Source organism: Kitasatospora sp. NPDC001660 (genome assembly GCF_053596725.1).
Genome location: NZ_JBSFGU010000039.1, coordinates 37,838 through 53,096, shown reverse-complemented (window position 1 = coordinate 53,096; position 15,259 = coordinate 37,838). Strand labels below are relative to the sequence as shown.

At 75.8% G+C, this 15,259-nt stretch carries 11 protein-coding genes; 3 read left to right on the top strand and 8 right to left on the bottom strand.

Annotated elements, in window-relative coordinates; genetic code table 11:
* Positions 1-45: 45 nt before the first annotated feature.
* The 6 genes from ACWCXH_RS30605 to ACWCXH_RS30580 form a co-directional block, all read right to left on the bottom strand.
* The gene (locus ACWCXH_RS30605; RefSeq protein ID WP_449804729.1) at positions 46-1,323 is read right to left on the bottom strand and encodes a hypothetical protein; all 1,278 of its coding nucleotides are present in this window, start codon (positions 1,321-1,323) and stop codon (positions 46-48) included.
* A 54-nt stretch (positions 1,324-1,377) separates the two neighbouring features.
* A complete protein-coding gene (locus tag ACWCXH_RS30600; protein ID WP_449804728.1) occupies positions 1,378-1,920 on the bottom strand; it encodes a SigE family RNA polymerase sigma factor in 543 nt (180 codons plus the stop codon).
* 107 nt (positions 1,921-2,027) lie between these two features.
* The gene (gene mycP / locus ACWCXH_RS30595) at positions 2,028-3,257 is read right to left on the bottom strand and encodes a type VII secretion-associated serine protease mycosin (RefSeq protein WP_449804727.1); all 1,230 of its coding nucleotides are present in this window, start codon (positions 3,255-3,257) and stop codon (positions 2,028-2,030) included.
* Between the two features lie 93 nt (positions 3,258-3,350).
* Positions 3,351-3,644 (bottom strand): WXG100 family type VII secretion target, encoded by a 294-nt coding sequence (locus tag ACWCXH_RS30590; protein WP_449804726.1) that lies wholly within the window; start codon positions 3,642-3,644, stop codon positions 3,351-3,353.
* Between the two features lie 87 nt (positions 3,645-3,731).
* Complete coding sequence (locus ACWCXH_RS30585; protein WP_449804725.1) at positions 3,732-4,037, bottom strand: WXG100 family type VII secretion target; 306 nt, start codon at positions 4,035-4,037, stop codon at positions 3,732-3,734.
* Between the two features lie 190 nt (positions 4,038-4,227).
* Positions 4,228-5,943: a type VII secretion protein EccB gene (locus tag ACWCXH_RS30580; protein ID WP_449804724.1), complete on the bottom strand. Its 1,716-nt coding sequence runs from the start codon at positions 5,941-5,943 to the stop codon at positions 4,228-4,230.
* Positions 5,944-6,108: 165 nt separating this feature from the next.
* Here ACWCXH_RS30580 and eccE point away from each other — a divergent pair, with 165 nt between their 5' ends.
* The 3 genes from eccE to ACWCXH_RS30565 all read left to right on the top strand — a co-directional run bounded on the left by eccE (position 6,109) and on the right by ACWCXH_RS30565 (position 10,511).
* Complete coding sequence (gene eccE / locus ACWCXH_RS30575; protein ID WP_449804723.1) at positions 6,109-7,431, top strand: type VII secretion protein EccE; 1,323 nt, start codon at positions 6,109-6,111, stop codon at positions 7,429-7,431.
* Complete coding sequence (locus ACWCXH_RS30570; protein WP_449804722.1) at positions 7,431-8,195, top strand: hypothetical protein; 765 nt, start codon at positions 7,431-7,433, stop codon at positions 8,193-8,195. The genes eccE and ACWCXH_RS30570 overlap by 1 nt, the downstream gene beginning before the upstream one ends.
* Before the next feature lie 123 nt (positions 8,196-8,318).
* Positions 8,319-10,511, top strand: coding sequence for a MinD/ParA family ATP-binding protein (locus ACWCXH_RS30565; RefSeq protein WP_449804721.1), 2,193 nt, complete (start codon positions 8,319-8,321; stop codon positions 10,509-10,511).
* Between the two features lie 59 nt (positions 10,512-10,570).
* Here the strand turns inward: ACWCXH_RS30565 and ACWCXH_RS30560 are convergent, their stop codons facing one another.
* Both ACWCXH_RS30560 and ACWCXH_RS30555 read right to left on the bottom strand, forming a co-directional pair.
* Positions 10,571-11,548: a bifunctional riboflavin kinase/FAD synthetase gene (locus ACWCXH_RS30560; protein ID WP_449804720.1), complete on the bottom strand. Its 978-nt coding sequence runs from the start codon at positions 11,546-11,548 to the stop codon at positions 10,571-10,573.
* Between the two features lie 66 nt (positions 11,549-11,614).
* The gene (locus tag ACWCXH_RS30555; RefSeq protein ID WP_449804719.1) at positions 11,615-15,256 is read right to left on the bottom strand and encodes a serine protease; all 3,642 of its coding nucleotides are present in this window, start codon (positions 15,254-15,256) and stop codon (positions 11,615-11,617) included.
* Positions 15,257-15,259: the final 3 nt, after the last annotated feature.

Below are 15,259 nucleotides of genomic sequence, written 5' to 3'. Positions count from 1 at the left end.
GGGCTCCCCCTCGCCCGGGGCACTGCCGTGTCGTCACACCGACGTCTACTTCTTGACCTTCCACTCCGGGCCGGCCGCGATCGCCTTCAGCTGGTCGAGGGTGAGCACGTTCTTGCCCTCGGTGCCGTCGACCTCGATGTACGTCCCGTCCGGGTGCAGCTCGGCGACCCGCGTGTAGGGGAAGTTCTTGTTGGGCCCGCTGCCGGGCTCGTTCACGACCAGCTTGGTGCCGTCGGGCAGGACGGTCGCGTCCTTGAGCTGCGAGGCGCGGCCCCGGTCCATCGCCTGCTGGGTCTCCTCGTCCCCGAACGGCCGCGACCAGTTCGCGAGCCGGACGGTGATCGTGCCCTTGGCCCCGCCCTCGCCGGTCAGCTGGTAGAGGTCGGAGACCAGGTGGGTGCTGCGGCTCTGGACCGTGACGCCGGCGGGCAGCAGCTTGGTCAGGATCGCCTGCTTCTCGTCCGGCGAGACGCCCGGGTCCTCCACCGTCGGGTCGATGCCGTTGTACCGGACCGCCGCGACGACCTTGTCCCAGGCCTTGTCGGTGACGATCGCCTTCGCCTGGTCCAGGGTGATCGGCGGGTTGGGGCGGCTGTCGGGCGCGCCCTTCTCCTGCGCGGCGTTCCACTCGCTGAAGGAGACCTGGCCGCCGTCCGGACGGCTCACCGTCGCCCCCCATTCCTTGGTCGTGGCGCGGTGGTCCGGGTACTCGTAGCCCTGGGAGAGCATGAGCTGGGAACCGTCCGGCAGCGTCGTGGCGGTGCAGGAGTCCAGATTGGCGAGCTTGAGGTCCGCCGGGCAGGTGTGCGGCTGCTCCTGGCCCTTGTAGAACTTCTGGACCGAGACGCTCATCAGGGACTTGCCCTGGCCGTCGTCGAAGACCAGCTGGGTGTACGCGGTGGTGCTCTTCTCCGTGCCCTGGCCCTTGGTGTCCGTCACCTCGCCCTTGGGCAGCAGCGCCTGGAAGGCGGCCAGCATCTCCTTGTCGGTCACGGGGGCGGCCGGCGCCGCGGCCTTCGTCGCGGTCGGGGTGGCGGTGACGGGGGTCGCGCCCGCACCACCGGTCGTCGCAGCGGCGGCGCTGATCGCCTCCGGCGCGGCCGTCGAGCCGCCCTTGGTGCCGGAGAGGTAGAACGCGCCGGTGCCGACCAGGGCCAGCGCGGCGGCGCCGCTCACCACGGCGGCGGCGGACCGGCGGCGCCAGCGGCGGCGGCCGAGGCCCAGGCCGCCGGCCGCCAGGTCCGTCCGCTCGGTGCGGAAGCCCTCGCCGGTGCGGGTCATCGCGTAGAGCAGGTCGTCCTCGAACTTGTCCGGTTCGGACATGGTTGATCACCGTCTCTTCGGTTCGGATGTCGTCGGTCGGGTGCCGAACGGGGCTCAGCGGGTGGCCAGTTCGGCCAGGGAGTCGCCGAGCAGCGTGCGCAGCCGGGCCAGCGCCCGGGTGGTGCGGGTGCGGACCGCACCGGAGGAGGCGCGCAGCACCTCGGCGGTCTCCTCGACACTGCGGTCCTCCCAGTAGCGCAGGACCAGCACCGCCCGGTCCTTGGCCGGCATCCGGCCGAGCGCGTCGAGGAGGGTCAGCCGCAGCGCGCTGTCGGCCTCCCGGCCCTCGGGCTCGGGCAGGTCGCCGGTGGGGCGCTCGGTGCTGGAACGCCGACGCTGCTGGGCGATGAAGGTCCGCACCATGACGGTGTGGACGTAGGCCGCCGGATTGTCGATCCGGTGCCGTCCGCCCGTCCAGGCGCTGCGCCGCCAGAGGACGTACATCCGGCTGAGGGCCTCCTGCACGAGGTCCTCGGCGTGGTGGGTGTCGCCGCTGGTCAGCAGGCAGGCCGAGCGGTACAGGTGGCCGGTCCGGCTGGACACGAGCTCCAGGAACTCCGCGTCCTTGGCCTCGCGGCCGCCCCCGATCCGCCTCATGCGTGCTGTCCCCCATGGCTCGTGGTCGCTGACACCTCTTGGATGCGGCGGCCGGCGCGGGATGTTACGGCCGGATCGGAACGGGTTTCCGGGAGCGGGTCGTCCGGTCAGTCGGTGGTGCGGCGCCGGTGGTCGCGCAGGACGACGCCGCCGCCGACGAGCAGGGCGACGAGCAGCGCACCGACGCCGAGCACGTAGGTCGCGGTGCGGCGGTCGCGGTCGGCCCGGGTCTCGCCGAGGCCGGCCGGGCGGGGCACGATCGGGGCGGCGGCCAGCCGGACGGGCGCGTCCGGCGTGGCCTGGGCAGGCGGGTCGTCCGGGGCCTTGGTGACGGCCTTCACCGGGTCCACCACGCCCCAGCCGATGAAGCGGTTCGGTCCGTGCTCGGTGCGCTGCGCGGTCTGCTCGATCCAGGCCCGCACCTGGGCGGGGCTCCAGCCGGGGTGGGCGCCGATCAGCAGCGCGGCCAGCCCGGACACGTACGGGGCGGCGAAGCTGGTGCCGTTGTCGACGCACTGGCCGCCGCCCGGGACGGTGGAGAGCACGCCGACGCCGGGCGCGGCGACCTTCACGAAGTCGCCGTACTGGGAGAAGGACGCGCGCTCGTTGTTGCGGTCGGAGGCGCCGACGGCGAGCACGGTGGGGAAGGCACCGGGGTAGGTGTCGCCCTCCCGGCCGTCGTTGCCGGAGGAGGCGACCACCACCGCGCGGTTCGCCTCGGCAGCCTCGACGGCCGCCTTCAGCTCTGCGTAGCCGGTGAAGCCGGTCGTGCCGGCGCCGCGGACGTCCTGGGAGATGTTGATGACCCGTGCGCCGGCCCGGACGGCCTGGTCGACGGCGGCGGCGAGGGTGGCGACGTCGCCGTTGCCCGCGCTGTCGTTCTGCCGGATCGACAGGATGGAGGCGCCGGGGGCGAGTCCGACGAAACCGGTCCGGTCGGAGCGGCGGGCCGCGATGATGCCGGCCACCTTGGTGCCGTGGCCGACCGGGTCGTCCTTGCCGCCACCGTCGATCCGGGCCTTGGTCTCCCGGTCGACCAGCAGGCTGCCGCCGTCCCTGACCTTGCCGGCCAGCTGCGGGTTGCGGTCGTCCACCCCGGTGTCGATGACGGCGACGATGACGCCCTCGCCGGTCGTGCGGCCGTGCTGCCAGAGCTCGTCGAGCAGCAGCCGCTGCAGCGCCCACGGCACGACCTGCACGTCGGGCGCGGGAGCCGGGCAGTCGCCGCCGGCGGCGACACCCGGGCCGTCGGCGCGCGCCGGGGCGGCCGCCGGGGCGGCCAGCACCGTGAACGCGGCCAGGGCCGCGGCCGTCCTCCGGTACCCGCGTACGGACACCCTGCCTCCCCTCACACCCCTGCGCGACAGGGGCGGGCGCCCGGGATCCGGGCACCCGCCCCTCGCGTCCGTCCCTCCCGTCGGGAGGAGCGGTCAGTGCTGCCAGCGGTTCGCGTTCCCGTTCTCGGTGGCGTGGTAGCTCTGCGCGGCGGACTCCAGCGAGCTCGCGATCTGGGCGCAGGCCTGCTGGAGGTCGGCGGCCTTGGCGTCCCACTTCGCCTGGTGGGCCTGGTAGCCCTGCTGGGCCGCGCCCTCCCAGCTCGCGGAGATCTTGGTGACGCCCTTCTTGAGCTCCTCCAGCAGGTGGTTGATCTGGGCGGCGGAGGCCTTGACCTGCTCGGCGGCGCCGTGGACGGCCTCGAAGTTCACGAGGATGTGGTCGGTCACGATGTCTCCCAATCGAGGATGCGCGCAGTTCGGTGTGCGGTGCGGTGACTCAGTGCCCGGACCGCCGGGCGGATCCGGGGCCGACGATCAGCCCTGGGCGCCGCTGAACTGCTGCTGCTGGTGAGCCTCGGTGTCCGCGTAGTACTTGGTCGTCAGCTCGATCGCGTCCTTGATCGCCCGCAGCGACCCGTTCAGGCTCTCGATGTCCTCGTTGAACCGGTGCTGGAGCGCCTTGTAGGCCTCGGCCGCCTGGCCCGCCCAGCCGCCGGCGATGTTCTCGACCGTGCTGTTGAGCTTGCTGCGCTCCTGGCCGATCTGGCCGATGACCTCCTCGATGTGCTGGGCAAACGCCTGCATCTCCTGAGCGGTCATCTTGAACTGACCAGTGCCCATGTTCCACCGTCCCCGATCGGACAGACACTCCGTGACCAACGGGTCGGCAGACCCGTCGATTCATCACCCCTGTGATGTCCAGGAGCACTGTAGTCGGCATACGCATCTCACCCAACTCCGAACGCTGAGTAGTCACCAGACCATGACAGCGGTCCCGATTCCGCGCAACTCACGTTGGGCGCCCGGCCGATCAGGCGTTCCGCTGCTGCGCGGCGCTCTTCGAGCTGAGCGGCGGACCGGCCGGCACCAGGTCCGACCACTCACGGGGAACCGGCTGCGGCCGGAGGCCCTGGTAGCCCAGGCGAGCCTGGTTTCCGCCGGGCTGCTCGTCCGGCTGCTGCGGCACCTGCGGCTGGTCCGGCGCACCGGCCTTGGACGGACTCGGCGGGGACGCGCTCGGCGGGGACACGGGCGACTTGGGGGCCCCGCTCCGGCCCTGGCTCTGGCCCGGCTGGGCGGCGGGCGAGGCCGACGGGGCCCAGCCTCCGTCGCCGTTGGCCGGCACCGCGTAGCGCAGGCCGGTCTCGGTGATGAGGTAGTCGGTGCCGGAGCCGCCCGTGCCGTTGTCCAGCGCGCGGTAGAACAGCCCGTGGCCGGGTGTCACGTAGGCGGCGCCGGCGCCGTTGTTGTACTGCGCCGGGTACTCCGGGCCCGCCCAGACGCTGCGCTTCGGGGTGCGGCCGTCCTCGGCCACGCCGTCGAAGGTGCTGCACACGACCGTGTGCGCGTCCTGCCGGTCCTGCCAGTTGTTCACCGGCGCACCGGACCTGAGCGGCCAGTCGCCGTCCCCCGCGTCGGGCAACGGGGTGCCGGTGCCGAAGCTCGCCTGGTCGGACGGGGTCATCTCGTCGTTGCGGGGCTGCTTGTCCGGGTCGTACTTGTAGAGCATCTGGTACGCCGGGTTCTGTCGGATCAGCTCTGCCTGGAACGGCGTCACCAGGAACAGCCGGTCCCGGCCGACCGCGTAGTTGCGGTCCCGGTAGTGCACCAGTCGGCCGATCCGGCGGTCGACCTGGTGCTCCAGCGCCACCGAGGAGTTGACGCCCGGGCTGTCCGCGGCCCCGTCGATCTGCGGGAAGACGACGGCGCTGCCGGGCAGCAGGGTGTCCAGCCACTCGCGCTTGACCGGCTGCGGCACCGCGTTCGGCCCGAAGACCGCGGTGATCAGCGACTTCCGCTCACGGTCGTCCGCCTGCGGGGAGCCGATCTCGTGCCGGCGGCCCTGCGCGTCGACCAGGTAGATCCGCGCATCGCCCGGCCCGGCGCCCGCCGAGGTGGTGACCTGCTGGTCCGCCGCCTGCTGGACCAGCGTCAGCTGGTCCGGTCCGAGCATCCGGCCCTTGGCCCCCAGCGCCGCGGCGTCCGCGCCCGCCGCCACGAACACCGCCTGGTTGACGGTCTCCTGCCTGGCGTCCGAGCCCGGGCGGTCGCACACCGACCACTTCATCGGCCTGCTCACGTTCTCCTTGCCGGGCAGCTTGTCCGGGGCGTACGGGATGCCGATCGTCGGACCGTGGTTCGGGTAGCGGTCGAGCACGTCGTCGTCGACGACCACCACCTTCGCGTCGACCGGCAGCACCAGCCGGGCCGAGGACATGTTCAGCACCTGGTGCAGACGCCTCGTCCGCCCGTCCGGGTCGGTCAGCACCACGTACCGGGTGGTCGACCGCTTGCCCTGGATCACGCTCTTCCCGTCGTCCCAGTCCAGCGGAGCGCTCGGCCTGAACACCCCCCACACCCCGAACCCGGCCACGATCACCGCCCCGGCGACCAGACTCGGCAGCACCGCCCGCACCGGGCGCGGGGCGTCCTCGTCACCGCCCCCGCCGCCCGGCAGCAGGAAGGCGCCCACCATCCGCCTGCGGGCGAAGGTGTACGCGTTCAGCTCGTCCCGGCGCGATGCCATCTCGTCGTCTCCCCTGTCCGACCGTTGCGCCCCCGTGTCCGCCGTCGCGGGCGAGAACGCGCTCGAACCCTCTACGATGCGGCAACGGACGATGAGTACCGTACGGGCACGGTCCGTGAACGAGCCAGCGGGCCGGCCGGTCGAGCAGTGGGGGTCAGCCTGGGGATGCCAAGCCAGACCGCTCCGGGACGACGTGGCACGGCATCGGGCGGGAGGTCGCCCACCGTCGGCGGCGGCCGGCCCGTCACGGTCCGCGTCCACCCGGCGTCCGGGCTGCCCGGGGGCCGGCGGGGGCTCCGTCAACTCGTCCTGGTCGAGGCCGCCCTGGCGCTCGTCGCGGTCGGCTGGACGATCGGCCGGGCGGCCGCCGCCGGGCTCGGTGCGCTCGGGTTCGCCCTGGTCCTCGTCGGCCTCGTCCCGCTGCGCGGCCGGCCCCTCCCGGAGCTGCTGTTGGCCCGCTCCGCCCTCAAGTCCCGTCTCCAGGTGGCAAGTTCGACCCTTCCGCCAGCCGACACCGATCCGACGCTCGCCCCCACGCTGGAGCTCGAACCCGCCCTGCGCACGTGCACCCACGCCGCCGAGGCCGACTTCGGCGGACGGCCGGTGCACCGCGAGACCGGCATGGTCGGCGACGGGACCTTCCTCAGCTCGGTGCTGCTGGTCCAGGCCAGGGACGAGCCGCTGCGCACCGCCCGACCGCTCCCGCTGGACGTCCTCTGCTCGGCGCTGCAGGTCGACGACATCACCCTGGAATCCGTCCAGCTGGTGCAGCTCACCCGGCCCGCCCCGGCCCCGCACCTGCCCGAGCAGTCGCTCGCCGCCCGCTCCTACCGCGAGCTGCCGGGCGGCCCCACGACCCCGGGACTACGGCTCACCTGGGTGGCACTCAAGCTCGACCCGGAGCGCGCCGCCACCGCCGTCCGGGCCCGCGGCGGCGGTGAGGAGGGCGCCCGCAAGGCGCTCCAACGTGTGACCGACCACCTCGCCGGGCGGCTGGGCGGCGCCGGGTTCCACGCGACCGCGCTGGACGAGCGCGAGCTGATCGCCGCCCTCGCCGTCGCCACGTGCGCCAACCCGCTCGCGGCGGCCGGGCTCCAGGGCAGCGGCGGCGGCACCGGAACCACCCGCCGGACCAGGGAGGGCCGCCGTTACTGGCGGATCGACGACCGCTGGCACTGCACCTACTGGATCTCCCGCTGGCCGCAGTTCGGCCGACCCGGCGGGACCACCGTGCCCGACCTGGTCAACCGGCTCACCGGCGCCCCCGCGCTGGCCAGCACCTTCAGCCTGACCGTCGGACACGGCACCGGCGGCTCGGTCACCCTCGGCGGACACCTGCGGCTGACCGGGCGCAGCGAGAGCGAGCTCGCCGGGACCTGCCGCGACGTGGAGTCCCGCGCACGGGACGCCGGCCTCGGCCTGAGCCGGCTCGACCTGGAGCAGGTCCCCGGCGTCCTGGCCACGCTGCCGCTGGGAGGAACCGCCTGATGGCACACCCGACCCGCCCCCTCCCCGCCACCGCGCAGCCGCGCCCCCGCCCACGGATCCTGCCCGGGTTCGGCCTCCGCGGCCCTCGCCGGGAGAAGCACGTCCTCGCCGCCGCGGACCTGGGCGCGCCGGCCTTCCCCCTCGGCGACGACGGCGTGGTGATCGGCGTGGACGTGGAGGGCCGGCCGTCGGTGCTGGGGCTCTTCCGGCCGACCGCCCACGACCTGGTGCTCGTCGGCGGTCTGTGGACGGCCCAGCTGATCGCGCTGCGGGCGGCCTCGACCGGCGCGCGGATCGCGGTGGAGACCGCCCGCCCGCAGGCCTGGGCCGCGCCGGCGCAGGCCGCGGGCGGCGGGCAGCCGTGCGTGACCGTCCACCAGGCCGGGCGGCTCGGCCCGCAGGGCGCGTCGTTCACCTCGCCGGTGCTGGTGGTGCGCGACCTCACCGCCCGCCCGCCGCGCAGCCGGCTGTCCGCCGCGCCCTGGCAGACCACGCTGACGGTCCTGCCGTGGCTCGTCCCGGAGGCCGCGCGACTCGTCAACGCCGCCGACCTCGTGGGCGTGCAGCGGGTCCAGCCGGAGGAGGCCGGGATCCTTGAGCGCGCGCTCTCACTGCCGCCGGAGGACGTCGCCGCCCTGCCCACCCTCGGCGACGACCTGACGCTCTGGACGACCCGGATGCACCGTCAGTACGTTCGGGCCGTGGCCGGGCAGACGGAGCTGCAGGTCCTGGGCGGGCCGCGCCGGGTGGACCCGCCCGCCTGACCGGCGCGGCCGACCGGCCGGCCGGGATCGGACTCCGCCTACAACGACGTCGGCCATACGGCCTAGTCTTGAGGCGGCAACGGCACCGCTGAAACAAGCGGCGGCGAACACGAGGGAGCCCTAGTGAGCAGCGATCGGGACGGCGTCTACGTCGGCCACAACGCGGCGGAGGACGACGACGACTGGTCCGACGCGCCCGACTACACTCCCCCGTCCTGGTACGTGCGGACGGACGCCCCGGCGACTCCGGCCGAGCCGGTGGCTCCGGCCGCCACGGCTCCGGAGGCCCCGGCCCCGACGGTCGTGCCGCCTCCGGGACCGGCTCCGCATGCCCTCCCCGCTCCCTCGGGCGAGCCCGCGCCCGCCCATTCGCACGCCCCCGTCGCCGAGCAGCCGGCCACACCCGCGCCCGCCCCGACACCGGCTCCGACTCCGGCGCCCGCGCCCGAACCGGCGCCCGCCGTGGCCGAGGCCCCGTACGCCGCCTTCCCGCCGCCGACCCAGGTCCAGCACGAGCAGCCGCCGGCCGCCGCGCCGGGCTGGCCCCCGGCGGCCCCGGTCGCGCACCAGCAGCCGGCCCCGACCACCCCGCAGCCGTACCCCGACCCGCAGGCCGGCGCGCAGTCGGCGCAGCCCGGCCCGCCGGCCCCGCCGCCGTCGTTCGCGCAGCCACCCGCCGCCGTCGCCCCGCAGGACCCGCAGGCCGCCGCGTGGGCCGCCCAGCAGGCCGCGGCCCAGGCCCAGCCCGTCCAGCCGCAGCCTGCGCCCGGCTCGCAGCCGGTGCAGCCGCAGCCCGTCCAGTCCCAGCCCGCCGACCAGCAGCAGGGCCCGCAGCCCGGCCCGCCCTCCGCGCCGGTCGACCCGCGCCAGGGCGGCTGGCCGCAGCCCGCCGCCTACCACCAGCCCGCCGCGCCGGCCCAGCCCGGCCCCGCGCAGCCCTGGCCGCAGCAGGCCGCCGCCCCGGCGCCCGCCGCGTTCCAGCAGGGCCAGCAGGGCCCCGCCCCGCAGCAGACCGCGCACGGCGCCCCGCTCGGCTACACGGCCGCCGTCGAGCTGTCCTCGGACCGCCTGCTGCGCAGCCAGCCCAAGCAGCAGCGCCAGCAGCCGCGGTTCCAGTTCGGCGGCAAGGCCGCGGCGGCCGAGAAGACCCGCAAGCTGGAGATCATCCGCACCCCGGTGCTGAGCTGCTACAAGATCGCCGTCATCAGCCTCAAGGGCGGCGTCGGCAAGACCACGACCACCACCGCGCTCGGCGCGACCCTGGCCAGCGAGCGCCAGGACAAGGTGATCGCGATCGACGCCAACCCGGACGCCGGCACCCTCGGCCGCCGGGTCAAGCGCCAGACCGGCGCGACCATCCGCGACCTGGTGACGGCCATCCCGCACCTGCGCAGCTACATGGACATCCGTCAGTTCACCTCGCAGGACCTGCACTCGGGCCTGGAGATCCTGGCGAACGACGTCGACCCGGCCGTTTCGACCACCTTCAACGACTCGGACTACCGCCAGGTCATCGACGTGCTGGGCCGCCAGTACCCGATCATCCTGACCGACTCCGGCACCGGTCTGCTGTACAGCGCGATGCGCGGGGTGCTCGACCTGGCCGACCAGCTGATCATCGTCTCCACCCCCAGCGTGGACGGTGCCTCCAGTGCCTCCACCACGCTCGACTGGCTCTCCGCGCACGGCTACGCGGACCTCGTGCAGCGCAGCATCACGGTGGTCTCCGGGGTGCGCGAGACCGCCAAGCTGATCAAGGTCGAGGACATCGTGGCGCACTTCAGGACGCGCTGCCGCGGCGTGGTCGTGGTGCCGTTCGACGAGAGCCTGGCGGCCGGCGCCGAGGTCAACCTCGACATGATGCGGCCCAAGGTCCGCGAGGCCTACTTCGAGCTCGCCACCCTGGTCGGCGAGGACATCGTCCGGGCCCAGCAGGCCGCCCAGCAGCAGGGCGGCTGGCAGCAACAGGCGCAGCAGCAGGCCCAGCCGCAGCCGTACGCGCAGCAGCCCGGCCAGCCGCAGCCCTACCAGGCCCCCGCCCAGCCGTACCCGGCACCGGCCGCCCAGCCGGCCCCCGGCACGCCGTGGGCACCGCAGCCCGGCCAGGTGCCGCCCCCGGGCGGGTACGGCTACCCGCAGCCCGGCCAGACCCCGCCCCCCGCCGGGTACGGCTACCCGCAGCCCCACCCGGGCGGCGCGCAGCCGCCCGCGCCGGAGTGGCCCCAGCCCGCCGCCCCGCACCCGGCCCCGCCCGCGGAGCCGGACGGCTACCAGCCGCCCCCCGGCTACGGCTACCCGCCGCAGCCCCCTCAGTGACGCCGAAGGGCCCCTCCGACCTCGTCGGAGGGGCCCTTCTCGCACGGCTACGGGACGGCTCAGGCGCCGTCGGTCAGCTCACGGGCCTGCTTGACGTCGTCGGCCATGCGGTCGAGCAGCGCCTCGATCGAGTCGAACTTCTCCATGCCGCGCAGGTAGGCCAGGAAGTCGACGGCCACGTGCAGCCCGTACAGGTCCAGGCCGACCCGGTCGATGGCGTACGCCTCGACGGTGCGCGCGGTGCCGTCGAAGGTCGGGTTGGTGCCCACCGAGATCGCGGCCGGCATCTTCTCCCCTCGCCCGCCCTCGGGCTGGACAGGCCCATCCGTCGGGACGATCAGCCAGCCCGCGTACACGCCGTCGGCCGGGATCGCGCTGTGCGGTACGGTCTCCACGTTGGCGGTCGGGTAGCCGAGCTCGCGGCCGCGCTGCGCCCCGCGCACCACGACGCCCTCGACCCGGTGCGGCCGACCCAGCACCTCGCCGGCCCCGGCCATGTCGCCGGCCTCGACCAGGCGCCGGGTCAGCGTGGACGAGAACGGCTCGCCCGCACCAGCCGTGCCGCTCACCTGGAGGTCGACCACCTCGACGTCGAACCCGGCCGACCGGCCCAGCTCGGTGAGCAGCGCCACGTCCCCGGCCGCCCGGTGTCCGAAGCGGAAGTTGGGCCCCTCGATGACGACGCGCGCGTGCAGCGCGTCCACCAGCACCTGCTGGACGAAGGTCTCCGGCGACTCCTGCGACAGCTCCGGGGTGAACGGCAGCACCAGGACCGCGTCCACGCCGAGGCCCTCGATCAGCTCGGCGCGGCGCGCCTGCGGGGCGAGCAGCGCGGGGTGGCTGCCCGGACGGATGACCTCGCGCGGGTGCGGGTCGAAGGTGACGACGACGGACGGGACGCCGAGCTCGCGGGCCCGCTCGACCGCCCGTCCGATGATCAGCTGATGTCCGCGGTGCACACCGTCGAACGAGCCGATGGTGACGACGCTGCGTCCCCAGTCACCGGGGATCTCCTCCACGCCACGCCAGCGCTGCACCCTGACCGCTCCTTGTTCCGTACGGCGCGTACCTTCTGTACGCTCAAACGCTCAAAACCCGAACCCCTATAGCGTGCCATGCGCCTGCCTTTGCTCAGGCACCGGAATACGGGTTGAGCGCACCACACGTTCGAACGGTGCCCGCTCCGCCTCCGCGGCGGCGTACTGAGGGTCCCGCCCAGCCGCCACCAGGGCCCGCATCCGAGCCAGCCGGGGACCGTCCGGCGGGGTCGGCGCGGTGTCCTGCGGCCACTGCGCGAGCAGCTGCGCGAACACCGCCGAGCGGCCGGCGCAGCGCACCAGCACTTCGTCCGCGGCCGGCAGCCCGGGTGTCACGCGGGCCAGCACCGCGCGGGCCCGGGCCGGCTTCTCGGCCGCGCAGTGCTCGGCCAGCCGCTCGACGGTGGCCGTCAGCACCGCCGGATCGTTCTCGGTGGCGAGCAGGGTGTCGAGCAGCTCGCAGCGCAGCGCGTCGGCCGCCGGGTCGGCCACCGGCACCGACAGCACCTCGGCGAACGGCCGGCGGACGGCCGCCGCCCGCGCGGCCAGCGCGCCGCCCAGCAGCAGCCGCAGCTCCAGCCGGGCTCCCGGTCCCGCGGTGGCGGCGCGCTCCAGGCGGCGGCCCAGGTAGTCGGCGGCGACCGGCCCGGCCAGCGCGGGGCGCTCCCGCAGCAGCCGGGCGGCCAGCTCGGCGCCCCGCCGGGTGGCCACCGGGGCCCCGGCGTCGGCGAGCACCCGCAGGGTCTCGGCGACGGCCGCTCGGGGCTCGGCCAACCGGTCGGCGAGCGCGGCCAGGACGGGTTCCGGGTCGCTCTCCAGGGCCGGGGCCAGCGCCCGCGCGGTGAGGAACGCGTCGCTGCCCGCCCGGTAGAGCTCCAGCGCGGCCGGGAGGTGCTCGGCCCGGCTGCGCGGATCGCCGACCAGCAGGGCCAACGCGGCGCCGTGCAGGGCGGGTTCGTCCTCGCGGGCGAGCAGGGTCAGCGCGGTGTACCGCAACAGCTCCGGCCCGGCTCCGCGCGCGTGCGGGGCGACGCGCAGCGCGTGCACGGCGGCGGCGACGTGCCGCTCGGGCCGCTGATCGTGGCTCCAGCGGTCCACGGCGCGGCAGAGCGCCGACGGCTCATCGGCGGCGAGCACGGTGAGCAGCGCGTCCGCCCGGGGGTGGGCGGCGTCGGCCAGCGCGTCGGCCAACTCGTCCAGGGCGAGCCTGCGGTGGGCGTGGAGCAGGTCGTGGGTGAGGTCGGCGACGCTGCGACACCCCCTGGGGCCGGGGCGGCCTGGCAGGCCGCGGGGGTCGTCGAACCAGGCGCAGAGCAACGGGAACACCGTGGCCGGATCCGCGCGCAGCCGCTCGGCGACCGCCACGAGGAACGTGCCCTCCTCGCCCGCCGACGAGCACGAGGAGCCCGGCCCGGGCCCGTCCGCGACCACCAGGCACCGCAGCAAGGGGAGTTCGTCCTCGACGGACAGGCCGAGCCCGGTCCAGAACGCCGGACCGAACCGGCCCAGCCCGTCCACCGGCAGCGCGCCGAACCCGCCCTCCCGCTCGGCGCGTTCGGCGATCCGTCCAGCCAGCTGGTCCAGCAGCGCCCGGTGTTCGGCGACGTCCGGACTGGCCGCCAGCCCCGCCACGAGCAACCGGCCCGCCCACCACGCCGGTTCGCTGCCCGGCGGGCGCAGGTCCAGGGCCCGCCACAGCCGGTGCAGCCACGGGTCGAGGGCCGGCGCCCCCCACGTGTCGGCCACCCGGCGCAGCGCCGCCGCCACCGGGCCGATCCGGTGCCGGGCCACCACGCACGCCTCGCCCGCCGGGCGGACGTCCTCGGCCTCCCCCAGCAGCAGCCGCAGCGCCGCGTCCAGGTCGAGGTGCAGGCCCTGCAACCAGTCCGCGAACTCCCCGTGCGCGAAGCGGAAACCGGGCCCGGCCGGCACGAACAGACCCTCCGCGAGCACCGCCGACGCCCAGCCGCCCGTCACCGGGAACAGCTCCTCGAACCCGGCCCGGCCCAGCCCGCCCTGATCCGCGCCGAGCATCCGCCGGGCCGCCTCGTGCACCCGCCCGGCCACCGCCGCCGCCAGCCGCCGCACCCGCCCGGCGGACGGCCCGGCCGGGCGCACCGCGCCCTTCCGGTGCGCCCCCGGGCGGCGCGGGCGCCCCTCGTCCACCAGCCGCTGCGCCACGCGCAGACAGCGCAGGTCCAGGTACGCGCCGAACAGGTCGCCCCGGCCCTCGGGCTCCCCCTCCAGCTCCTGCGCCCACAGCTCCCCGGCCAGCCGCACCGCCAGCGGGTGCCACGCATCGGCCGCGCCCAGCCGGCCCGGCGGCAGCCCGTACCGGCGCCGGACGCGCTCCGCCGCCTCACCGGGCAGCGGCCCGAGGCGGTGCACGGCGAGGCTGGGCGGCACCGCGCGGACCACCCGTACGGTCGGGGCGCTGGTCAGGTCCCCGTTCGCGGCCTCCTCGTGCTCCTGGTCGGGTGGCGGGGCGTCGCCATCACCCGGCTCGCCCCACTCCCCCGCAGCCGGCGGCTCCAAGCTCTCCTCCCCGCAGGCGATCAGCAGCCGGGCCCCGCAGCCCGTCAGCCACTCCCCCGCCGCCCGCAGCCACGCCGTGCCCGGCGCCACGGGCGCCTCCTCCGGACCGTCCAGGACGACCAGCAGCGGCCGCCCCGCCGCCGCGCACAGGGCCACGACGGGCTCCGGCGCGGGCGCCGGGACGCCCAGCTCAGCCGCCGCCGCGGCCAGCGCCCGCTCCACCGGATCGGCGAGCGAACGGTCCTCGGCCCACAGGTCGGCGCCACGCAGCCAGAGCGTGGGCAGCGGGCGGGCACCGCCGGACCGGCGCACGGCGAGGGCGGCGAGCTCGGTGCTGCGGCCACTGCCCGGCGCCCCGACGAGGGCCGTGACGGTGGCCGTCGGCTCGTCCCCGACGAGGCCGTCCGGCCGGTCGACCCGGTCGGCGGCGAGCCCGGCCACCCGCCCAGGCCCGGCCCCGGCGGCGCCCAGCTGGGCGCCGGCCAGCCGCAGCACCCCGGCGAGGTTGAGCGCGGGCCCGTACGCGGGCACGGCCGCCGCGTTGCGCGCCGCCAGCCCGGCCAGCTCCGGCGCGGGGGACACCCCGCCCGCCGCGGGCACGGCCGGCAGCGCGCCTCCGTGCTGCGGGCCGCCCAGGGCGGGCGCGACGAGTCCGACCACCGCGCCGCTGCGGACGTCCAGCACCGGCGATCCGGCCGGTACCGCGACACCCCCGACCACCGGGACGTCGAGCAGCAGCACCCCGCGCAGCAGGTGGACGCGGTCCGGTCCCGCGTACCCCGCGCCCGTCACCCCGAGCACGCCGCAGCGCAGCGCCACCGCCCGTCCGTCCTCGCCCGCGAGCGCGGGCAGCAGCACCTCGCACCCGGCCCCCGCGGCGGCGACCGGCAGCGGCGGCACCGGCAGCCCGCCGACCGCGTCGGTGCGCAGCAGGGCCAGCCCGTGCTCGGGCAGCGGCAGCACGCTGTCAGGGCCGAGCACCCGGGCCTGCCCGCCGGGGGTGTGCAGGACCACCCGGTCCAGGCCCGCGACGCAGTCGTGGGAGGTGAGCACGGTGCCCTCCGGGTCGGCGACGAACCCTAAGCCGTGCAGCCGCCCGTTGAGGTCGCGGATCCGCAGCAGGTACCGCCCCGGATCGCCCGCCATCCCGTCACCGTCCAGGAATTCCGGCATGCG

Bases quoted from the DNA above. Each gene is read 5' to 3' on its own strand.
- ACWCXH_RS30605 (WP_449804729.1), bottom strand. From the start codon at position 1,323: ATGTCCGAACCGGACAAGTTCGAGGACGACCTGCTCTACGCGATGACC.
- ACWCXH_RS30600 (WP_449804728.1), bottom strand. From the start codon at position 1,920: ATGAGGCGGATCGGGGGCGGCCGCGAGGCCAAGGACGCGGAGTTCCTG.
- ACWCXH_RS30585 (WP_449804725.1), bottom strand. From the start codon at position 4,037: ATGGGCACTGGTCAGTTCAAGATGACCGCTCAGGAGATGCAGGCGTTT.
- ACWCXH_RS30580 (WP_449804724.1), bottom strand. From the start codon at position 5,943: ATGGCATCGCGCCGGGACGAGCTGAACGCGTACACCTTCGCCCGCAGG.
- eccE (WP_449804723.1), top strand. From the start codon at position 6,109: ATGCCAAGCCAGACCGCTCCGGGACGACGTGGCACGGCATCGGGCGGG.
- ACWCXH_RS30570 (WP_449804722.1), top strand. From the start codon at position 7,431: ATGGCACACCCGACCCGCCCCCTCCCCGCCACCGCGCAGCCGCGCCCC.
- ACWCXH_RS30555 (WP_449804719.1), bottom strand. From the start codon at position 15,256: ATGCCGGAATTCCTGGACGGTGACGGGATGGCGGGCGATCCGGGGCGG.